The 21540-nt window shown below is 57.3% G+C and carries 14 protein-coding genes; 10 read left to right on the plus strand and 4 right to left on the minus strand.

All coding sequences use genetic code 11. From position 1 onward, the window contains the following. Positions 1-84: 84 nt before the first annotated feature. The 3 genes from PMI20_RS21235 (at position 85) to PMI20_RS21245 (ending at position 4983) form a co-directional block, all read left to right on the plus strand. The gene (locus PMI20_RS21235) at positions 85-2439 is read left to right on the plus strand and encodes a tetratricopeptide repeat protein (RefSeq protein ID WP_007924399.1); all 2355 of its coding nucleotides are present in this window, start codon (positions 85-87) and stop codon (positions 2437-2439) included. A 278-nt stretch (positions 2440-2717) separates the two neighbouring features. Next, positions 2718-4025 carry an OmpP1/FadL family transporter gene (locus tag PMI20_RS21240; protein ID WP_007924400.1) on the plus strand — a complete coding sequence of 436 codons (1308 nt, stop codon included), beginning with the start codon at positions 2718-2720 and terminating at the stop codon, positions 4023-4025. A gap of 148 nt (positions 4026-4173) precedes the next feature. Beyond that, positions 4174-4983: a DUF2092 domain-containing protein gene (locus PMI20_RS21245; RefSeq protein WP_007924401.1), complete on the plus strand. Its 810-nt coding sequence runs from the start codon at positions 4174-4176 to the stop codon at positions 4981-4983. A gap of 319 nt (positions 4984-5302) precedes the next feature. Here the strand turns inward: PMI20_RS21245 and PMI20_RS21250 are convergent, their stop codons facing one another. Further along, positions 5303-7576 carry an FdhF/YdeP family oxidoreductase gene (locus PMI20_RS21250; protein WP_007924403.1) on the minus strand — a complete coding sequence of 758 codons (2274 nt, stop codon included), beginning with the start codon at positions 7574-7576 and terminating at the stop codon, positions 5303-5305. A gap of 650 nt (positions 7577-8226) precedes the next feature. Here PMI20_RS21250 and PMI20_RS21255 point away from each other — a divergent pair. The 5 genes from PMI20_RS21255 (at position 8227) to PMI20_RS21275 (ending at position 12972) form a co-directional block, all read left to right on the plus strand. After that, the gene (locus PMI20_RS21255; RefSeq protein WP_007924404.1) at positions 8227-9093 is read left to right on the plus strand and encodes an alpha/beta hydrolase; all 867 of its coding nucleotides are present in this window, start codon (positions 8227-8229) and stop codon (positions 9091-9093) included. A 394-nt stretch (positions 9094-9487) separates the two neighbouring features. Further along, positions 9488-10438: a LysR family transcriptional regulator gene (locus PMI20_RS21260; protein WP_007924405.1), complete on the plus strand. Its 951-nt coding sequence runs from the start codon at positions 9488-9490 to the stop codon at positions 10436-10438. A gap of 92 nt (positions 10439-10530) precedes the next feature. After that, on the plus strand, positions 10531-10662 hold the full coding sequence (locus PMI20_RS21265; RefSeq protein WP_007924406.1) for a hypothetical protein: 132 nt from the start codon (positions 10531-10533) through the stop codon (positions 10660-10662). 157 nt (positions 10663-10819) lie between these two features. Continuing rightward, positions 10820-11929, plus strand: coding sequence for an alkene reductase (locus PMI20_RS21270; protein WP_007924407.1), 1110 nt, complete (start codon positions 10820-10822; stop codon positions 11927-11929). A 113-nt stretch (positions 11930-12042) separates the two neighbouring features. Then, the gene (locus PMI20_RS21275) at positions 12043-12972 is read left to right on the plus strand and encodes a catalase family peroxidase (protein ID WP_007924408.1); all 930 of its coding nucleotides are present in this window, start codon (positions 12043-12045) and stop codon (positions 12970-12972) included. A 472-nt stretch (positions 12973-13444) separates the two neighbouring features. Here PMI20_RS21275 and PMI20_RS21280 read toward each other — a convergent pair whose 3' ends face one another. The 3 genes from PMI20_RS21280 to PMI20_RS21290 form a co-directional block, all read right to left on the minus strand. Beyond that, the gene (locus tag PMI20_RS21280) at positions 13445-14371 is read right to left on the minus strand and encodes a LysR family transcriptional regulator (protein WP_007924412.1); all 927 of its coding nucleotides are present in this window, start codon (positions 14369-14371) and stop codon (positions 13445-13447) included. Positions 14372-15615: 1244 nt separating this feature from the next. Continuing rightward, on the minus strand, positions 15616-17196 hold the full coding sequence (locus PMI20_RS21285; RefSeq protein ID WP_007924414.1) for an arylsulfatase: 1581 nt from the start codon (positions 17194-17196) through the stop codon (positions 15616-15618). A gap of 84 nt (positions 17197-17280) precedes the next feature. Next, positions 17281-18291, minus strand: a complete 1011-nt coding sequence (locus tag PMI20_RS21290) for an HAD family hydrolase (protein WP_007924416.1) — start codon at positions 18289-18291, stop codon at positions 17281-17283. A 750-nt stretch (positions 18292-19041) separates the two neighbouring features. On the opposite strand from PMI20_RS21290, the gene PMI20_RS21295 reads away from it, so the two are divergent. Beyond that, a complete protein-coding gene (locus tag PMI20_RS21295) occupies positions 19042-20343 on the plus strand; it encodes an OmpP1/FadL family transporter (RefSeq protein ID WP_007924419.1) in 1302 nt (433 codons plus the stop codon). A 67-nt stretch (positions 20344-20410) separates the two neighbouring features. Beyond that, positions 20411-21082, plus strand: coding sequence for a DUF3313 domain-containing protein (locus PMI20_RS21300; protein ID WP_007924421.1), 672 nt, complete (start codon positions 20411-20413; stop codon positions 21080-21082). Positions 21083-21540 lie beyond the last annotated feature (458 nt).

The raw sequence follows: 21540 nt of genomic DNA on the forward strand, positions 1-21540 counted from the left end.
TCACTTGCACGCCGGACCTCCGGCAAACTGCGTCAAGTTGAACGCGCGCCTTAGGGCAAACGCACCTGGACCACGGAAGTCGTAATGCCAAAACCTAAAAATAAAGCAAAAAGCCTGATACCTGATTCGCAACCGAACCTGATCAAGCGTTACCTGTTTCCCGTCACCATCGGCGTATTGCTCCTGGCTGTAGCGGGCATCGGCTGGTTTCTGTTCAGCAGTACGCCGGCCGTCCCGAAACCCGCCACCGTCAGTATGCCCGTGGCTCAGCCGGCCAAAGCGCAGCCGGTGGCGATGGCCCCGGCGACCATGGTCGACGAACAGCAATGCCAAGGCTGCCACAACGAGCAGGCCAAGGACTGGCAAGGCTCCCATCACCAATTGGCGATGCAGGAGGCCACTGCCGAGACGATGCTGGGCGACTTCAATAACGTCACCTTCAAGGCGGAAAAAGAAACCACCCGTTTCACGCGTAAAGGCGGCGAATTCTGGGTCAACACGCCCGGCCTCGACGGCAAGAACGCCGACTACAAAGTCGCCTACACCTTCGGTATCGCACCGTTGCAGCAGTACTTGATCGAGGTGGGCGAAGGTCGCCTGCAAGCGCTCGGCGTGGCCTGGGATACCGAGAAGCATCGCTGGTTCCACCTTTATCCGGGCCAGGGCGTCAACTTCAAGAATCCGTTGCATTGGAGCAAGCCGAGCCAGAACGCCAACTTCATGTGTGTCGAGTGCCACACCACCGGTTTCAAACGTGACTTCGATGCGGCCAGCAACACCTTCGACAGCCACTGGAACAGCCTCGGTGTCGGTTGCCAGGCATGCCATGGCCCGGCCTCCAATCACCTGGAATGGACGGCGAAAAAAGCGGATGTGCTCCACGCCGGTTTTGCCGTCGACCTCAAGGACAAGGACGCCACCGTCGAGATCGAAACCTGCGCCCGCTGCCATTCGCGCCGCGCGCCGCTGGCGGATGGCTACATCGTCGGCAAACGGCTGATGGACGACTACCTGCCCAGCCCCCTGACCCGCGAGCTGTATGCGCTGGACGGCAAGATCAAGGATGAAGTGTTCGAGCACGGCTCTTTCGCCCAGAGCAAAATGGCCGACAAGGGCGTGCGCTGCAGCAACTGCCATAACCCCCACAGCAATCAACTCAAGGCGCCGGGCTCCGGCGTATGCCTGCAATGCCACAACAGCGCGGGCAAAACCGCGGTGGAAGGCGTCGATGGCAAGGGGCTGCAAGCCAAGAACTACGACTCCATCGAACACACCCGCCACACCATGGGCCAGCCGGGCTCGCAGTGCGTGGATTGCCACATGCCCGGCAAGTTCTACATGGGCAATGACTTCAGGCATGACCACAGTTTCAGCATTCCGAATCCCGAGCGCGCGAAAAGACTGGGTACGCCGGACGCCTGCCTGACGTGCCACCAGGGCAAGGCCGGCGACAAGGTCACCGAACAGTTCAAGCTCTGGAACAGCGCCAGCGCCGCGCAGGCCCCACGCTATGACGAAAGCCTGTGGCTGATTCGCAACGGCCAGCCGGGGGCGGCGCAAGCCTTGTACGAGCAGTTGCAACGGAGCAATTTGCCGGCGATTCAGCGAGCGACCCTGCTGGCCGAGCTGGCGCTCTACCCAAGCGAGCAGGCGTTGAAACTGGCAACCAGGGACTTGAGCAACCCGGCCCCGCAAGTGCGCGAAAGCGCCGTCCGGGCGATCAGCGCGCTGCTGCCGCCGCCGGAGCGTGTGTCGCTGTTGACCCCCTTGCTGGACGATCCGGTGAAAGCAGTAAGGATCGTTGCCGCCCGGGATCTGCTCAGTGTGGCGCGCAATGGCCTGCAAGGGGCCCAGATCAGCTGGAACGCAGCGATCGGCGAATACGAAGCGGTGCAAAAGAGCCTGCTGGAACGGGCCGAGGCCAACCTCAACCTGGCGATGCTCTATCAGGCCAGCGGGCGCAATGGCGAAGTCGAAGCGCTGCTGCGCACCGCCCTCGAACGCGACCCGGACTTCTACCCGGCCCTGGTGACACTGGTGCAATGGCTGGAGGCGAACGGACGCGGCCAGGAGGCGCAGACGCTGCTGTCGCAGCGCCTGAAAGAACAACCGGATGCCGCGCTGCTGCAACACACGCAAGGCTTGGTGCTGATCCGTGCCGGTAAAACCGCCCAGGCCATGCCTGCCCTGCGCAAAGCCGCAACGCTGGAGCCGCAGAATGCTCAGTACGGCTACGTGCTGGCGGTGGCGTTGCACGACAGCGGCAAGGTCGATGAAGCCTGTGAAGAGCTGGAGCGCCTGTTGAAAGTACAGCCGGCCAACCGCAATGCGCGGCTGTCGTTGATCCAGTATTACCTGGATAACGGCCAGGAACCGAAAGCCCAGGTGCTGTTGCAAGGCTGGAAGAAGATGAACATGGGGGATCCGGCGCTGCAGTAATCGCACGCTCAGCCATCGCCTGGGGAGGGAAACGGTTTGCCCCCCAAAGCGTCGAATCCGCTTCCCGGGTCATAAAGATGACTCAAGGCAGGACGATCGATGAGGGCGATGGCTGGCCAGCAGGCCGGAGATCGAAAGCAGGTAAGCGGTTTTCTGCCTCACGGCAGACCGGCTAGCGGCTGCAAGGCACACAACGCAAGCCTGATCTAGACTCGTGATTATTCCGATTCTGTTCGCTTGCCGCCGTGTGATCCCCGACGCCTCTCAAGGAAAGCCGCATGAACTCGATGCACATGCGCCGTACTTCGCCCTTACGCCTGCATGGACTGCTGGCGCTCTGCGCACTCTGTGTATCGAGTGGCAACAGTTGGGCGGGCGGCATCATGATTTACGAGGCAGGCCAGGAAGGCAACGGCCTGGCCAACGCCGGCGCCGCCGCACTGGCCGACGATCCCAGCGTGCTGATGAGCAACCCCGCCGGCATCACGCAATTGGCCGGTACGCAGATCAGCGCCAACGCCCAGGTGATCCTCGGCAGCCTCGGTTTCTCCCGCGACGCCAACAACCAGTTCGATGGCAACGAAGGGGGCAACGCGCTGCAATGGCTGCCCGGCGCCAGCTTCTTCATCAGCCATCAGATCAACGAGCGCTCGGCCGTGGGTTTTGGCATGTATGGCAACTTTGGCCTTGCCCTGGACTATGACGACGATTGGGCCGGCCGTTATTTCACCCAGGAAGCCGCCGTCATCGGCGTGTCGTTTCAACCGACCATTGCCCACCAGTTCACCGACCAGCTCTCGGTCGGTATTGGCCCGCGCATCGTATACGGCTACTACCGCACCGAGATGGCCATCGACAACAACCTACTCGGCATGCTCGACCGCCCGGACGGCCAACTGGAATACAAGGACACCGATGTCGGGACGGGGGTCAACCTCGGCTTGCTCTATCAACTCGATGAGCGCACGCAGATCGGCCTCGCCTACACCAGCAAGGTGAAGCTGGAGTTCAAGGACAGCCCCCAGGTGCGCGATGTCAGCAACCCCATTATCAACACCGCCCTGCGCCGTCTCGAGGTCGACGCCCTGGAACTGGACATGAACGTGCCGCAGACGGTGCTGCTGAGTGTGGCGCATCGGCTCGACCCGCAGTGGAAGCTGCTCGGCAGCCTCGGCTGGCAGGACTGGAGCGACTTCGGTGAGATTGGCGTGGAAGTCGACTCCAACGCTGGCGGCGTCGACCGCACGGTCAACCGCAAATACAAGGACACCTGGCATGCCTCCGTCGGCGCGCAGTACCAGGCCACTCCGAAACTGCGCTGGAACATGGGGCTGGGCTACGACAGCTCTGCCGTGGATGAAAAGGATCGCACCGTCGACAACCCGATGGGCGATACCTGGCGGCTGGCGACCGGCGTCAACTATCAAGTTGAAGAAGGATTGGATCTGCACCTGGCCTACACCCTGGTGTGGCTGGGCGACATGGACGTCGAACAGACCAAGGCACGCTCGGGCACCACGCTCTCCGGTACCTACCGTAATAGCGCGTTGCACATCATCGGGGGCGGCGCCACTTGGCGCTTCTAGCATTGACATGCACCAGCGCCGACTGACAGCACACGGCGCTCCGCTCGGAAGATGAATGGTCGATCAATACACGGCGAACCACTGCAGATAGAGCTAACTTTATAAATCAGCACTGCCAACCCGGCCTCCTTATAGCAGGTGACCTGCCGTGGAAAAGATCGCCCGAAAGTTAATCGAATCCTCTGTAACCCGCCTAGCTGGAGCAGGACTTGTACTGATCGTCGGATTTGGCGCCGCGACAGCGGCGCATGCCGATGAAGCCTATGCCAAAAGCTTGCTCAAGAACATGTCCGATTATATGTCAGCGCAAAAGGACATAGCCTTCAACTATGACACCCTCCTTGAAGTGGTCACTAAAGATCAGCAACGACTTGCCTTGGCGGGCTCCGGCACTGTCGTTATTCACCGACCTGACAAACTGCGGAGTACACGCTCCAGCGGGTTTGCAGACATCGAGATGGTGTTTGATGGCAAGACGTTAACCTTGATCGGAAAAAGCAAAAACATTTACACGCAGATCGAAGTCCCCGGCACGCTTGACCATCTACTCGATGTACTAAGAGACAAATACAACAGGCCGCTTCCCGGCGCAGATCTGTTCATGTCAAACCCTCAAGAACAATTGATGTCAGGCGTGAATGACATTAAAGATTTGGGTAGTGGTGTGATTGGCGGTGTCGAATGCGATCATCTGGCTTTCAGGAAGAAAGACATTGATTGGCAGATATGGATTGCCCAGGGCGACCAACCCTACCCTTGCCGTTATGTCATCACTTCAAAACTGATTGCTGGAGGTCCGCAGTACAGCATCCAACTGAGTGGCTGGAAAAGCAGCGCTGCTGTTGCGCCTGATGATTTCACCTTCAACAACGCGACAAATGCCAAAAAAATCGAGCTGAAAGATCTGCCCAACGCCGAGGACTTGCCCAGCAATTTTGTGCGAGGAAAAACCAAATGAACCTCATGATGAAATCGGCCGGCTTCCTTCTGACAGGATTCGTTCTGATGTGTGCCCTTGAACTTGGCGAGACCTTGTCCATCCCTGGCGTGCACAGCATCATCCCTCCAGCCGAGGCTGTCGTGGGTCGCCCTCTCACCCCCGTCAGCGTTGCCGGCGTAGCACGCCGCACGGCACGGCGAAATGACTAGGGAGCGCTGACCCGCACGCTTCGCCCCCCTCATTCAGCGCGGAGAGGTCGTAGTGGTGACCCACCCGACCTCCCCGCATTAGCCCGGGCCGTAGCAACCTGACCTGGAGTCCGGACTTGGCGCCTATCTCAACTGGCCTGTGAGCGTACTACACGAACAGGCACCGATTTATAAGAGGGCGTTCCACTTTCGACGTCGATGTAGTTCAGCGGGACCAGTCGGTTGGCTTCTGGGTAATAAGCACCGATCGAACCTTGGGAGATTTCGTATTCGATTGCGGTGATTTTTTCATACCTCAGCGTTCTGTCCTGAGAGACCGTTTCGATATCGACCAGATCACCGTGGGCCAGGCCGCGAGCGTCCAAGTCAGCCCGATTCATGAACAAAACGTCGCGTCGGCCAAACACACCTCGGTATCGGTCATCCAGGGCATAAATGGTGGTGTTGTATTGGTCATGGCTACGTAGCGTGATCAGCCGCAGGACATCATCGCCGTCAACCTTCTGGTCTTCATACAATCCGGCAAACACAAAAAACTCAGCCTTTCCCGAAGGGGTGGCCCAGACGCGTTCAGCGGCTGGAAGCGGCATGCGGAAACCACCAGGAACCCGAATCCGCGCATTGTATTGCTCGAAGCCTGGGACGGTTTTCTCGATCAGATCACGGATCCGATCGTAATCCGCCACGAGTTCCAACCAGGACACCCGAGTGGTCGGGAGAGTGGCATGGGCAATGCCCGCAATGATCGCCGGCTCCGAACGCAGGGAGCCAGACGCGGGGGAGAGTTTGCCTGCCGAGGCGTGCACCATTGACATCGAGTCTTCAACGGTAATCGACTGAGGTACACCATTCTGCATATCCACCTCGGTCCGGCCCAGGCAAGGAAAGAGGTAGGTTTCCTTGGCCACCAGAAGGTGCGTGCGGTTGAGTTTGGTGCCGATGTGGACACTCAGGTCCAACGTGCCCATCGCCGGAAAACACTGCTCAGGATCCGGTAGCGCGACAGCAAAGTTGCCCCCCAGGCAAATCAGCGCCCTGGAGGAGCCGTCAACCATCGCCTGCATGGCTTTTACCGCGTCATGACCATGCGCGGTCGGTGGCTTGAAGCCGAATGCCTGTTCAATGTTCTGCAGAAAACCAAGTGACGGTTTCTCTGTGATGCCGACCGTCCGGTTACCTTGCACGTTCGAATGCCCACGTAACGGACAGATACCGGCGCCCTGCTTGCCGATGTTGCCCCGCAGCATCAGCAGGTCGCAGATCAACCTGACGTTCGCGGTACCCTCATTGTGCTGAGTGACGCCCATGCCATAGGTGACGATGGTGGCATTGGACTTTGCATAGGCTGCCGCCACGGTTTCCAAGTCGGCCTGCTGCAGCCCACTGGCTTGTTCGATAGCGGGCCATTGGGTGGCGTCCAGGTCAGCCACCAAGGCGTCAAAGCCCAGGGTATGACTGGCGATGAACTCATGGTCCAGCACTTGGCCGACGCTGCGCTCCAGCTCCAGCAGCGCCTTCATGATGCCTTTGATTGCGGCAGCGTCGCCTCCGGCTTTGACTTGAAAATACGCAGACGCGATCGGGGTGGAGCCATAAGTGGCCATTTCAACCATGTTCTGAGGATCGGCAAAACGCTCAAGGGCTCTTTCGCGAAGCGGATTGAACACCATGATAGGAACCTTGCGGCGCGAAGCTTCATGCAGCGTCCCCATCATGCGGGGGTGGTTGGTACCAGGATTGTGGCCGATGGAAATGATCAGCTCGCAAAGGTCGAAGTCGTCCAGCGAGACCGTCCCCTTACCGATGCCGATGGAGCGCGGGAGCCCGACGCTGGTTGGCTCGTGGCACATGTTCGAGCAATCTGGAAAGTTGTTGGTCCCATATTCCCGAGCGAACAACTGATAGAGATACGCGGCCTCATTGGAGGCTCTGCCGGAGGTATAGAACTCTACCTGGGCGGGATCCAGCCCTCGGAGTACCTCGCCGATTCGCGTGAACGCGGTTTCCCACTCGATGGGCCGGTAGGTATCGCTGGCACGGTCATAGACCATGGGGTGAGTCAGGCGCCCAAGGTCTTCCAGCTGATAATCGCTGAGGTCCAGCAGCGAGGTCACCGTGTGGCTGGCGAAAAACTCTGGAGGGGCTCGTTTGCTGGTTGCCTCCCAGGTCACGGCCTTGGCACCGTTCTCACAGAACTGAAAGGTGGATTTATGTTCTTTGTCAGGCCAGGCGCAGCCTGGACAGTCGAACCCATCAGGCTGGTTAGTGTGTAGCAGGGTGATAGGCGCCTTCAGCGAATCCCACTGCTCTCGTACCGCTTTCGCGGTGGCTTTGAGCGCTCCCCATCCACCCGCTGGGCCGTCATAGTCATGAATACCTGGTACTTCACGTCGATTGCTCATGGGGGCTTCCTCGTAAAATTCCTGCCAGCCTGGCCAGCGTCGAAGGTATCTGCATCTACATCCGCAGTAGTCCTTGGAGTGATATTTCTTGATCTGGCTTAATAAAACGAAAAGAGTCTGGCACCGCCACTTTCGCCTGTCAAAATCAATTAACCAGTAGTTGCCAGCCTGGCAAAATGGCATCACCCAGTACAATAACGTTCAAACTTCCAGCCCTGGAACCAGCCTATACAAGCGTGACACTCACTCCGTGTGCATTTCATAATATGCCCTCGGATCAATAACTTGCCCGAGCATTTAAACGTGTCGCTGGAGTTACTTTGCAGCGATCCAGCGATGGAACTAGCGCGCTATCAACGCTCCTGCTCCAGCTGCCCATGAGTTGTGTCTCCGTCGTGGTAACGGGTCATGGTTAGATTATTTCAGCCAGCCATCTGCGCGTGAACCCCTGGCATGGATAGCATGAAACCCCCTTCCCTTCCTATCATTTTGCGATACGTATTTTTATCAGGGCAAGTGCTATCCTCTGGAACCCGCTCTACTTGAAATGACGGCGCGCTCCACTTCGACATTTTTCGTTTGATGCAGGGAACCGGCAATGAAGGCCTGTATCTAAGCGCCTTGCCTGTACCCATCACCGAGGATGCAACATGGAAAACCACAATGACTTGTTAAACCTGGCTTTATCCTTTAGGCAAAGTTACAGATCCTTGATTCCCTTGGCCGGAAGCAAAGACGAGGTTGGCAAAATTGACGACGTCGACATCAAGGCGCAATCTCCTGATCGGCTGATACCCACAAAACTCTATCAGCCGATCGATGATAAAAATGAAGCCGTCATTTTATTTGTTCATGGTGGTTGGTGGATTTCCGGGGACCTTGAAACCCATGATGTCATGATCAGGTACATCGCCAACAAGCTGAATGCAGCTACTTTATCGGTTGGCTACAGGCTTGCCCCGGAGAACCCGGCCCCAGCGGGGTTGAACGATGTCATCGCCTCATTCCACTGGCTAAAGGAGAACATCGGCAAAGGGAAGAAAATAATCCTTATCGGCGACAGTGCTGGAGGAAATATTGTATCGAGCATCAGCCATCTCTTGAAGAAAGACGAAATTAGCGCCTGCTGGATGATCTACCCAGTGCTGGATGTCAATATCGATGAAACATCATTGACGCGAGCGTTGAGCAATAGTTTTCCTGATTTAAAGGTGCTGAACATGATAAAGCACAGTTACATCAGCGAAGCTTATGACGAAAAAGATCCCCTTGTGTCTCCTATCTATGGAGAACATAGCAATCTACCTCCCTCCTTGATATCGGTTGGCGATAACGACCCCCTTGTCGATGCTGGATTGAAGTATGCCGATGCCTGCGAAGGAACTGTAATAAAAGTCTACAAAGGCCAAAGACATGGATTTATTCAGTTCTTCAAGGATGAAGAAGAACACCCTTTGGGGTACCAGGCTATCAATGAAGGCATAGACTTCATAAAAGAAGCGATAACGTCCAAGTGACGCAAGTAGCTAGCATCGTTACATGCCAATCGAAAAGAGCTGTTGATCACTAACGCGCGCAAAACCAGAAAGCCTCTTGACATGACAAGGGGCTTCCCGGCCAATCTATCAAAGAGCCACTTTGAAAAAGCGCCTGAAACCCTGGCAAGTAAATCAGGGAGTGGCGCTTGCATATATCCCCCATCCCATGAGATCTGTATAGCGTCCCGAAGTTATAGGCTTCGAGCATTCCGATCCGTGAATTCTTAATCTCTGAATCATAAAAAGAGCCGCCCCTGCAAAGTGGGTACAGACTTCGTCCGTTAATCTAACCAGGCAGGCGTCAATCCCGGCGACGAGATGCCCACAGTCATGCCAGAGTAAAAAAGAACTTCCCCTACTGGAGGCAAGGAACTTGAACAAACTGTCCGAAATGCACTTCTTCGTTGCCGTGGTCGATACCGGCAGTATTTCCGAAGCCGCGAAGCTTCTGGGGACGGCCAAATCCATGGTCAGCCAACGGATCCAGCAACTGGAAAAACGCCTGGGCAGCATCCTGCTCGAGCGCGGGCGCCGGCTACGCCTTACCGAGCCAGGACAGGTGTTCTATCGCTATTGCGTGCGCATCCTGGCCGATGTCGAGGACGCCGAGGACGCGGTCCTGGCATTCACCTCAAGCCTGCGCGGCAGCCTGCGACTGTCCGCGCCCATGGCGTTCAGTATTCGCTACCTGACGCCGATCCTGGCCTCTTTCGCCGTGCGCTATCCCGAGTTGCACCTGGACGTCGAGTTCGATGACCGCTACGTGAACCTGCAGGAAGAGAACTTCGATGCCGCCATCCGCCTCGGCGAACTGCCAGACTCTTCCCTGATCGCCAAGACCATCGCCGTCAACCGCCATGTCATCTGTGCCAGCCCTGACTATCTCGCGGTCCATGGCACTCCGCAAACGCCCCAGGACCTGGCCGGCCATTATGGCCTGCTGTACGTGCATCGCGAACCCCACGGCATGTGGAGCTTGCCGGTCGGTGAGGGACTTGAGTCGTTTCGTGTGCAGTGCCGCCTGCGCACCAACAACGCTTATCAGCTGATGGAAGGCGCCAAGGCCGGGATGGGATTGGCGATCCTGCCGACCTTCCTCGCCGTGGACGCCATCATCGCCGGCGAACTGAAGGTGGTGCTGGAACCCCACGCGCCTCCTGGCGGCAATATCTCGGCGGTGTATCGTCAGTCCCACAGGGCATCGCCCAAACTCGAAGCCCTGATCAGCTTTCTGAGCGAACAGATCGGCAGCCCATCGGTATGGGAGCAGAAACTGGCGGTTCATGCTCAATCGATTGAGCGTTCACAAAAAGCGAAACCATGATTCGGTTTTTTCTGGCTTATTCGATGCCTTGAGCATGCTTTAGCCTCTGTCACGCAGACGCTCCACCCCCGCGTCCAACAGGGAGATGATGCATGAACAAGACGTTGAACAACCCCGAGCGCCGTACCTCACTCGCCAGTGTTGTGGTGATGGCCGCCGCCATGGCGGCACGCGGTGGCGCGGCCAAGAAAATCGCCCGTGCTTGCGTAGGAACCAGAAATTGACGCCATGGGCACGCCCCGAGACGAAACCGGAGCGACGACCAATGGCTGGACACCGTTGACCACACGGATGCCATCGACCTGCGAACGCATCGGCCCGCGCCAATAACGTCAATACGCCTGCGCTTCTGGCGCAGGGACCACTGCTGAGACATGCCCTATGACGAACACCAAGAATCTGTTGTCTCCCCTGGACATCGGCCCCGTGATCCTGGCCAACCGGGTACTGATGGCCCCCATGACCCGCTCGCGTTCGGCCCAGCCCGGCGACATCCCCACCGCCCTCAACGCCGAATACTATGGCCAGCGCGCCGGCGCCGGGCTGGTGATCAGCGAAGGGATCCCGATATCTCCCGGAGCCAAGGGTTACGCCTACACACCGGGGATCTATACCGATGCCCAGCAGGCCGGCTGGAAACTGGTCACCGATCGGGTGCATGCCAATGGCGGGCTGATTGCGGCGCAGCTATGGCACGTCGGGCGCATCTCCCATCACTCGGTACTGCCGGCGGGTCACGCGCCCCTGGCCCCTTCGGCGGTTCGCGCGCGGTCCAAGACCTTCGCCTTCGACGAGAACGGCCTGCCGGGCATGGTGAATTGCGACCCACCCCAAGCGTTGAGCGAAGAGGGTATTGCCGCTGTGATCGAGGAGTTTGTACAAGCCGCCAGGCGTGCCATGGCCGCCGGCTTCGATCTGGTGGAGCTGCACGGGGCCAACGGCTATTTGCTCGAGCAGTTCCTGTCCGTCAGCACTAACCAGCGCACCGACGGTTATGGCGGCACCCTGGAAAATCGCGCACGGTTTGTACTCGAAGTCGTCGATGCGGTGTCCGCCGCCATTGGCGCCGAGCGCGTGGGAATCCGCCTGTCACCCTGGTGCCCTCCAATCGTCAACGACATGGACTTCCATATCGAAGCCCGCGACATCACCCTGTACCTGGCCGCGGCGCTCAGTGTGCGGCGCATTGCCTACCTGCACCTTGCCGAATGGCCCGGCGCGCCCTACCCGCCCGCTTTTCGCTGCCAGCTGCGTTCGGCGTTCACCGGCGCGATCGTGGTCTGTGGCGGCTATCAACAGGGCTCCGCGCAAAGCCTGCTGGAGCAGGGGCTCATCGATGCCGTGGCGTTTGGCAAACCGTTCATCGCCAACCCCGACTTGCCACGACGCTTTGCCCTCGACGCCCCTCTGGCGGAGCCTGATGGCAGCACCTTTTACGGTGGCGACGCCCGCGGCTATACCGACTATCCCTCTCTCCCGTCCCTGGGCTGAGCCCTATGGACCATCCAGGGCGCCTGGTTGCCGCGTTGCTGCTGGGGATATTGAGCATGCCCCTGGCCACCGCCCGGGCCGGGGACAATCCAACCACGATCAGGAGTCCCGCCATGAGCCAGGAAGCGCTCTACGACGCCTTGCTCGACGCCCTCTACGCCACCTTTGGCCGGCATGCGGGGTTTCGTGTGGCTCATGCCAAGGGGGTGTTGGCGCAGGGAACCTTCGTCGCCACCAGCAGCGCGTCCAATGTGAGCCGAGCGGTGCACTTTCAGGGGGGGTCGATACCGATACGCGTACGCTTTTCCAATTTCAGCGGGTTGCCGGGCACCCGAGACGGCGACCCCACGGCCAGCCCGCACGGACTGGCGATCCGCTTCTCTCTGCCCGACGGGCAGTCCACCGATATCGTTGCCCATTCGTTCAACGGCTTTCCGGTCGCGACTGCGCAGGACTTCCTGAGTTTTCTGCAAGGCATCGCGGCCAGCGTGGCCACGCCGCCCGACCCGGCGCCTCTGGCCGCTTTCCTGGCTGAACATCCGCGGGCCCGGCAGTTTCTCGATACGCCCAAACCGGCCCCCCGCAGCTACATCGCCACCGAGTACTTCGGCGTCAATGCGCTGGAGTTCAGCAACCTCAAAGGCGAGCGTCGAATCGGGCGCTACCGTATAGAACCCTGGGTCGGCGAGCCCGCACTGAGCGACGAACAGGCCGCGGCCATGCCTGACGATTATCTGCGGGACGAACTGACGACACGCCTGAGCAAAGGGCCGGCGAAGATCCGCCTGGTACTGCAACTGGCGGCACCGGGCGATGCGGTCGAAGACGGTTCCATCCCCTGGTCGCGAGCCAACGAAGAGATTGAACTGGGTGTCCTCACCCTCGACAGGCTGATTTCCCCCGAAGCCCAGCAAACCGAGCAACAACGCCTGGACTTCAATCCCGGTCGCCTGCCGGATGGCATCGCCCCCAGCGCCGATCCGATGATCGAAGCCCGCCAGGGTATCTACGAACGGGCCATGGGCAGACGGCGTCAGCCATGAGCGACTTGCACAGCTGGGCCCTATTGCAAGCGCTAGGCCTGTCGAGCTCCGGCTTCATCGACTCGGGTTTAGTGATACAGCAGGAAAGGAGTCCGCATTGTCCCGCTATTTTTATCGGGTTGGCGGAGCGCGGATAGCCATTGAACCTGCAGACTCACCGCTGCCCTACCTTCCTTTCAACGAGATGCCGATAACTTGAGCCCCCAGGGTTTGAACGCACTGAGTGGGGAACCCGTTATGCCCGCCTCGACCACCTTGAAGTGGTCAAGGGTTTTATCGCCGTTACTACAACTGTGAGTGTTCAATAAGCCGACCGCGGCCGGCGCAATCTATATTCTTCAAACTTGGAAAATCTGTGCTCACGCTGCATGAGTTACCTCATGCAGCTTTTCTGCTTTATGGCGAGCGCCTTTTTCTGATAACACACTACAGGCATCTTGACCGCCCCCTTTGCTAGACAAAACATGAGTACTTAGTAAAACAGTCCTCGCTCTAACAACCTTCGGTCCCACGGCGCGGGATGACCAACTTCATCCCCAAGAAACTTGGCCAGCGCAAGGATCTTATCAGGAGTCTTTATGGTTTTCCGGTAGACCACCGAAAGATGACCGCCCGAAGGTGAATAAGGCTGCAGTACTGGTATCAACTCTCCGCAAAGCAAAGCATCTTCGGCGAGAAAAGTTGGCAAAATGGCCAGGCCGATACCGGCTTTGGCACTTTCCAGCAGTTGATGTCCGGAATCGGTGCGTAAACGCGTGCGAATTCGAAAAGATTCTTGCCGACCATTAAAAGGGAGCCTCCAGAAACCATTGGGTTCACGGTTGTAGTACATCAACCCATCATGCAGCTGGAGGTCCTCTGGATGTTGAGGCGTGCCATTCCTCTCCAGATACTCGGGACTGGCACAAATCAGGTGATGATTATCCGTAATGATTCTCGCGACCAAAGACGAATCTTCCAGTCGACCAAGACGTATGGCCATATCGAAGTGCTGGTCCTGGAGGCTGACAAAGCTATCGGTGCTTTGCACGTCAATATCCAGATCAGGATGTTTCTTAGCAAATTTCGAGAAAATCGGCGCAAGATAACGCGGAGTGAATGCCAGTGGCGCGGAAATGCATAGACGCCCCTGGAGAAAAGCGTTCGCCCGCCTGACTGATTGTTCAGAGTTTTTCAGTTCTTGCAGAAGATGAACGGCCTGACTGTAATACAACTGCCCCGCATCGGTAACCGAGATTGGCCGAGTTCTGCTGACCAAGGTACAACCCAGATGTTTTTCCAACTGTTGAATACGTTGACTTACTTGAGATTTTGTTGCACCCAGGCGACGTGCGGCTTCGGAGAAACTCAGGGCGTCAACGACTGTGACAAAGGTGTTCATGTTGATGAATATATTCATATAACTCTCGGTGCTTTCGCTTTTTGTACTATTTTTTGCCTGATGGTATTTTTACGCCAGCCACAATCCTGACGCCAAAAAAATTAGCTGCACCGCATTTAAGGCGAATAAAAAACTCAGCTGCTAAAGGACTATGACTTTGGTGAAAATGAGAAGTTTCACAGGATTACAATGATTAATCCAGCAGGATGAAGATGCTCTTAAAATGAATATTTTTCTTCTATCTGGATGGTTTTTTCGCTACGCAGGAACCGCACGATCTCCATCGATCCGGGCACACTCTTATACGGCGCACGCCATTTTTCGAGTAACGGCCAAACACCATTTTCGCGGATTCCCCGAGAAAAAGAGCGGTCAGGCCAGTACTCAAAAATCACTCTTGAGCCATATCCAGGCAAGTAGCCTGCAACAATTGCCGAACACTCTCAGCCTCTAGTGCCAGCCGTTTCGGTAATACGGCGTAAGCTCCAGTTCACGGCGGAACTGACGCGCTCGATGCTGCACCATGGGTAGAAGTGTAATGATCAAATGCGCGCTACCGCTATCGCCGCCATCTTTCCTGTATCACCCCGTTGAGGTGCTCAGCCAGCGTCCAAGAGGCGACTGGAGATGGCTGCCGTGCTTCCGCAGATCCAAGCTCTCCAGGTGAAACGCGGGCAGCAAGCGCTCGAAAAAGCCTCTCGAAGGTCAACCAATAGCGGAGTCAGAAAAAGCATCAACCCGGTGCCGGTCACTGATTTCTCTCACTTCTAAAGAGCCATCCGGGTAATGGGCCAATTCCTGAAACTGGCACAGATGCCTGCACCACTGTTGTCGAACAGGAGCGGGAAACGCCGTGGAGAATACAGAACATCTCGCTGAACCTGGTGGCCTATGAGTGCACAGCACAAAAGTCGCGGTCAGGGCGCCGACATGTGAAAGGCGACAACCAGGCCCACGGGCCAGGATCGTCTTCAAGTCAGGCAAAGGGACGGGGGCACAAAACCCCGGAATTGTGCGCGTACCACGAACAGGCGCTAGCCGTTCCGGTGCCGCATCGAGTGACAGAGGGTGAGACTTGATAGGCAAAACCTGCGCTGCCTGAATCGTGCGCCAGCGCAACAGCGGACTGCAGTGAAAGATCTGCAATGAGGACTTTGGAGTATCACGCGCCGACGGCGCATGTGGGCAGTATCGCCAACGGAAGGGCATGAACATACAGCGTGCAATGGCGAAGCCACCGCACGCTGTATCGGGACTCGGGCTTACTCTTTCTTGCCCATTTTCGCTTCGATCCGCCGGTCTACGTCGGCACGGATCTGATCGATGCTGAAGCTCGCCGGTTTCTGGCTAGGTGGATATTCAACGAAGGTTTCGAGGAACTTCGACGCCTTCATGGTGGCGACTGCCAGCATGTAGATGTTTTTCGCCGACCAATCGTAATACTGGTCGGAAACGACATCGGCCCTTTCATAGGGGTCCATGCGCAAGTTGAAGATCTTCGGCGCGCGCAGGCAGACGAACGGCTCGCTCCAGACCTCGAAACCACCGCGCTTGCGCTGTTCGCAAAACACGACTTTCCAATCGTTGAAACGCATTGAGACCAACTCGCCGTCATCGTTGAAGTAGTAGAACTCCTTGCGTTCGCTTTTCGGCTGCTGGCCGGTCAGGTACGGCAGTTGATTGTAACCGTCCAGATGCACCTTGAAGTTGCTGCCACCCGAGGTCGGAGCCCAGCCTTTGAGCAGTTTCTCCTTCACGCCGGTGTCGCCCGCGGCGGCCAATAGGGTGGGAAACCAGTCAAGACCGGAGAACATCTCCGTGGACACCTCGCCGGCCTTGATTTTGCCCGGCCAGCGGACCATGGCCGGGACGCGGTAAGCACCTTCCCAGTTGGAGTTCTTCTCGTTGCGAAATGGCGTGGTTGCCGCATCCGGCCACGACCACTGGTTCGGGCCGTTGTCGGTGGTGTAGACGACGATGGTGTTGTCGGCGATCTTCAGGTCATCCAGGGTCTTCAGCAGTTTGCCGACGTCACCGTCATGTTCAAGCATGCCGTCGGCATACTCGTTGCCGGGCATGCCGCTCTGCCCCTGCATGGATTCACGAACGTGCGTGAAGGCGTGCATGCGCGTGGTGTTCATCCAGACGAAAAAGGGTTTGTCCGCCTTGGCCTGTTTCTCGATGAAGGCCTGCGCGGCGGCGGTGGTCTCGTCATCGATGGTTTCCATGCGCTTCTTGTTCAGCGCGCCGGTGTCTTCGATCTTGCCGTCGGCGAAGCTGTGGATCACGCCGCGTGGAGAGGCCGCCTTGACGAACTCGGCATCGTCCTTGGGCCAATACGGACGCTCGGGTTCTTCCTCGGCATTGAGGTGGTACAGGTTGCCGAAGAACTCGTCGAAACCGTGGTTGGTCGGCAGGTATTCATCCTTGTCGCCCAAGTGGTTCTTGCCAAACTGGCCGGTGGCATAGCCCTGAGACTTCAGTGCCTGCGCAATGGTGATGTCGCGCTTTTGCAGGCCGACTGCCACGCCTGGCATGCCCACTTTCGTCAGCCCGGTACGCAGTGGCGACTGCCCGGTAATGAACGAGGAGCGTCCCGCGGTGCAGCTGTTCTCCGCGTAGTAATCGGTGAAGATCATGCCCTCTTTGGCAATCCGGTCGATGTTCGGCGTCTTGTAGCCGACCACGCCCATCGAATAGGCACTGATATTGGTCTGGCCGATATCGTCGCCGAATATCACCAGGATGTTGGGTTTTTCAGCGGCTGCGGCAGTTGCAGAAACGGCCATAACCGAGGTCACCACCAAGGCGAGCTTGGGCAACCATTTACGTATGCGAGTCATCTGACTGCTCCTTTTGCTCACTCAAATTGTCGTGTTACACGACTAACGTCTATCAAGGGTCTTGCGTAACGCTTTTTGTTGAATTTATTCGGTTGTCGTGGCTTCGAAGGGGTAAATCCGACGCCATTCGGATGCCATATCAACGATAGTCCAGCCATTGGCCGTTGCTGCGTCGAGGGCCTTGTCCAGACGGCCGACCTGCGACTGGCGGTCATAGGCCCACTCGCGCTTGGCGTCGGTGTGACGCACCAACCCCATGAAGCGCTTGCCCGAACCTGCGGCTGTCCATTGCAGCATTTGCAGGTCACCATCGGAGTTGCCGAAAGCCAGGATCGGCCGCTTGCCGATGATCGCCTCGATGCTTTCCGGCTTGCCCGGACCATCGTCGTTGTGCTTCAGCTCCGCCAGGCGCTGGATCGACAACTGTCCGTCCTTGTCCTGAAACCGTGTGGCGAAGGTGGTGCCGATCACTTGCTCCGGCGGGATGCCGTAGACCTCTTCAGCGAAAACCCGCATGAAGGCCACCTCGCCGCCGGAGACGATGTAGGTTTTGAAGCCGTTGTCCCGCAGAAAGGCGAGCAGCTCCAGCATCGGCTGGAAGACCATCTCGGTGAAGGGCTTGTGGCTGCGCGGATGCACCGCAGTGGCCAGCCACCGGCGCGCGTTTTCGCTGAATGCCTCGGTATCGATGCCGGTATGGGTGGCGGTTACGATTTGCATCAGCCCTCGCATGCCGCTGGTGGCCAGGGCTTGCTGATCGTCCTCCAGCACGGCTTTGAATGGCAGCTGGGTCTTCCATTCCGGGTGCTGGGGAGCAAGGCGCTTGACCTCGGCGAAGGCGAAGAGAATCTGGAAGTAGAGGGGCTGTTCGCTCCACAAGGTGCCGTCGTTATCGAATACAGCGATACGCTCCGACGGCGGCACGTACCCTCTTGCGCCTTCCTCGGTGACCGCCTCGACGAAACCGATGATCGCGGCACGTGAAGGACCGTCGCGCCAGGACGGCAGAATCTCTCCAGCCTGACCCCAAAGCGGCAGCATCAGTAAAAGCGCGAAAAACCAGCGCAACTTAAGCGAAGCCGGACTCAAGTACATGCAACTTCCTTGATAAATACAAAAGGTTGGAACCGAGTTATACAAGTCGAATCGCCCAGGCACCGCTGGGTTTGCGCTGCTTTTCTCTGGTTCGATGACGCACAGTTGTTATGTTGCGCCTCTGATAGTTCCAACAAACACTAGCAAAGTTCTGCGTAATGCGCCGAACAGGGTCTTTTAACCCATATTCATTACACGACACCCTGTTACTCCATACATTTATAAGTACAGCCCATGAGACTGGGGAAAAGCGCCCCGGAGATTTCTTCTTCACCTGATCAGCCGCCTCCAGGCAGACGCTCGGCCGTGCCGAATGTCATCTTTTTTCCAGCCTTAAACACCTCAGGATAGCCACTAATATGCCGCTACCGTTTTCCGCGAGAGTGCCAATAAGACCGGGTGCGCAGTCAAGTCTCCCGATTGAGTCCACGGGGAGGCACAGCCTGCCGACAGCACTTGCGGCGCCAACCATCTCAATACGGGAAAAACAGAACGACCTCTTGCTTATTCTCTCTGGTGCGATAAAGACACTCGCCTTAGAGACTTATCGCCTAGTTGTCGCGTAAAGAGCATATTGACTGTTTCCCGTGCTGCGCCTAGAGCGCCATCTAAGCCGGTTTACGTTATCGTGGCCTCCACTATTCATAGTCAAAACAGTTATCTGTGCATCGAAAACTGTATTGCAATATGAGTCCTGTATTTTTATCTGCCGCAGAACTTTCAAGCCATGGGATCCGACAAGGAAGCGTTATGAAGACGAATAAACGCCACCTCTCTCGACGACTCTACCTTTCGATATTTTTCTATGGCCTTGGTCTTCTCACGAGTGAAGCCCGGGCCGGTGGCATTTTGATTTACGAGGCGGGTCAGGAAGGTAATGGTTTGTCCAATGCCGGCGCAGCAGCCCTGGCAAACGACCCTAGTGTGTTGATGAGCAACCCGGCAGGCATTACCGAATTATCCGGCACGCAGATCAGCGCAAACGCTCAGGTGATATTTGGCAACATCCGTTTCTCTCGTGATGGCAATAACCAGTTTGACGGTAACGAAGGTGGCAACGCGCTGCAGTATCTGCCGGGTGCCAGCCTGTTCATCAGCCACCAAATCGATGAAAAAACAGCTATCGGTTTCGGCATGTACGGTAACTTTGGTCTGGCGCTGGACTACGACGATGACTGGGCCGGGCGCTACTTTGCCCAGGAAGCGGCAATCATCGGCGTGTCTTTCCAGCCCACGTTGGCCTACAAGTTCACTGATGACTTGTCTGTCGGGATCGGCCCTCGGTTCATGTATGCCTACTATCGCACCGAGATGGCCATCAACAATAACGCACTCGGCCTGCTCGACCGGCCAGATGGGCAGTTGGAGTTCAAGGACACTGATGTGGGTACGGGCGTCAACCTTGGTGTGCTCTATCGGCTGAACGAACGCACTCGGTTAGGGCTCGCTTACACCAGCAAGATCAACCTTGAGTTCAAGGACAGTCCGCAACTGCGCGACGTCAGCAATCCCCTGCTCAATACGGCCTTGGGGCGCCTCGGTGTCGACGATCTCAAGCTGGATCTGCAAGTCCCCCAAACCGTGCTATTTAGCGTTGCCCACGCTCTGGACAGTCAATGGACGCTGCTTGGCAGCCTCGGCTGGCAGGACTGGAGTGAGTTCGGCAGCATCGGGGTCGAGGTCGATACCAATGCAGCAGGCGTCAGTCGCACCGTCGACCGTCAGTACAAAGACACCTGGCATGCCTCTATCGGCACCCAGTACCAGGCGACCCCCAAACTGCGTTGGAATATGGGGCTGGGCTATGACAGTTCGGCGGTGGACGACAAAGACCGGACGGTGGACAACCCGATGGGCGAGACATGGCGCCTGTCTACCGGAATCAATTATCAACTTGAGGATGGTCTTGACCTGCACATGGCGTACACGTTGGTGTGGCTAGGTGATATGGACGATGAGCAAACCAAGGCCCGTTCGGGCGACACACTCTCGGGCACCTACCACAACGCCGCTCTGCACATCATTGGCGGTGGAGCAACATGGCGCTTTTGACGTGCATTGACCGTTCGATGTCCCCCCCCAGCGATTTACTGTAGATCTGTCCATAAGGAGCACCACCATGAAGTCGAATTTTCTTCTGGCCACGTTGTGTACGGCAACGCTCGCGCTGACCGGTTGCGCCAGCAAATACGTCGATCCCGAGCAGTATTCCGGGTTTCTAAAAAATTACAGCACGCTCAAGGAAGACAAGTCGCCCTCCGGAGCGCCGGTAATGCGCTGGATCAAACCGGGTGTGGACGTCAGTCGCTACAGCCGGGTCTATATCGAACCTAGCCAACTGTATCCGAGGCCACAGCCTACCGAGAAGATCCCGGCCAGCACGTTGCAAGGCATCACCCAGTACTACGACCAAACGCTACAGCGCGAATTCACCAAGGTCTTGCCGTTGGCCAAAGGCCCTGGCGCAGGCGTTCTGATCGTGCGACCGGCTATTACTGCGGTCAGTGCGAAGACCAAGGGGCTGCGTCCTTACGAAGTCATCCCGATTGCCCTGGTTGCCGCCGGTGTCAGTACCGCCACCGGTATTCGTGACCAGGACACCAGCCTTGCCACCGAAGCCGTCTTCGTTGATGCCGAGAGCAATGAAGTGGTCGCCGAAGTCGTGCGCAAGGGAGCCGGGGCCGACCTGGAGAACTCCGATCAGGTCATGCAGGCCAAGGACGTCAAGGCTGTACTCGATGGCTGGGCCAAGGATATGGCCAAGTCCTACGAAATGCTGAAAACGAAATAAGACTTCGGTCATGTGAGGGGGACTCACACGCGCCCATCGATCAGTCTGTCCCGGCAGGCGCCAGGTAAATTATGGCTCTATGCCATAGCTGTCGGAACAGGCTGTCACCCCTCTTTATTGGATCCATTACTTGCTCCTTAAGTTGTGCTCCCATACGGATAGGATTCACGCGCTATCCTTATTCGCACATGATGCAAATGAAGTAAGCTCTGGAAGTTTTGCTTGTCGAGAATCAGCTGGATTTTATTGACCGAGGCGATCTCTTAATACGCCTTGAGACGGATGTCGATTGCTGCGGATGATCGAAATCATTCGGTGATATGACCCGATGTTCGTTGAAAACATGATGAACCTTTAATTACAGAATACTGAGCATATGACACTGAACGTTATAGTTGTCGGTACGACTCTAACATAACCACGTTCAGTCGCCCGGCAGACGCGTAATGCTCATTACA

The organism is Pseudomonas sp. GM17 (assembly GCF_000282175.2).
Taxonomy (GTDB): domain Bacteria; phylum Pseudomonadota; class Gammaproteobacteria; order Pseudomonadales; family Pseudomonadaceae; genus Aquipseudomonas; species Aquipseudomonas chlororaphis.

What these genes read in the sequence shown, in the direction of transcription:
- PMI20_RS21235 (WP_007924399.1), top strand. Translation starts at nt 85, where the DNA reads ATGCCAAAACCTAAAAATAAAGCAAAAAGCCTGATACCTGATTCGCAA.
- PMI20_RS21240 (WP_007924400.1), top strand. Translation starts at nt 2,718, where the DNA reads ATGAACTCGATGCACATGCGCCGTACTTCGCCCTTACGCCTGCATGGA.
- PMI20_RS21250 (WP_007924403.1), bottom strand. Translation starts at nt 7,576, where the DNA reads ATGAGCAATCGACGTGAAGTACCAGGTATTCATGACTATGACGGCCCA.
- PMI20_RS21255 (WP_007924404.1), top strand. Translation starts at nt 8,227, where the DNA reads ATGGAAAACCACAATGACTTGTTAAACCTGGCTTTATCCTTTAGGCAA.
- PMI20_RS21265 (WP_007924406.1), top strand. Translation starts at nt 10,531, where the DNA reads ATGAACAAGACGTTGAACAACCCCGAGCGCCGTACCTCACTCGCCAGT.
- PMI20_RS21270 (WP_007924407.1), top strand. Translation starts at nt 10,820, where the DNA reads ATGACGAACACCAAGAATCTGTTGTCTCCCCTGGACATCGGCCCCGTG.
- PMI20_RS21275 (WP_007924408.1), top strand. Translation starts at nt 12,043, where the DNA reads ATGAGCCAGGAAGCGCTCTACGACGCCTTGCTCGACGCCCTCTACGCC.
- PMI20_RS21280 (WP_007924412.1), bottom strand. Translation starts at nt 14,371, where the DNA reads ATGAATATATTCATCAACATGAACACCTTTGTCACAGTCGTTGACGCC.
- PMI20_RS21285 (WP_007924414.1), bottom strand. Translation starts at nt 17,196, where the DNA reads ATGACTCGCATACGTAAATGGTTGCCCAAGCTCGCCTTGGTGGTGACC.
- PMI20_RS21290 (WP_007924416.1), bottom strand. Translation starts at nt 18,291, where the DNA reads ATGTACTTGAGTCCGGCTTCGCTTAAGTTGCGCTGGTTTTTCGCGCTT.
- PMI20_RS21295 (WP_007924419.1), top strand. Translation starts at nt 19,042, where the DNA reads ATGAAGACGAATAAACGCCACCTCTCTCGACGACTCTACCTTTCGATA.
- PMI20_RS21300 (WP_007924421.1), top strand. Translation starts at nt 20,411, where the DNA reads ATGAAGTCGAATTTTCTTCTGGCCACGTTGTGTACGGCAACGCTCGCG.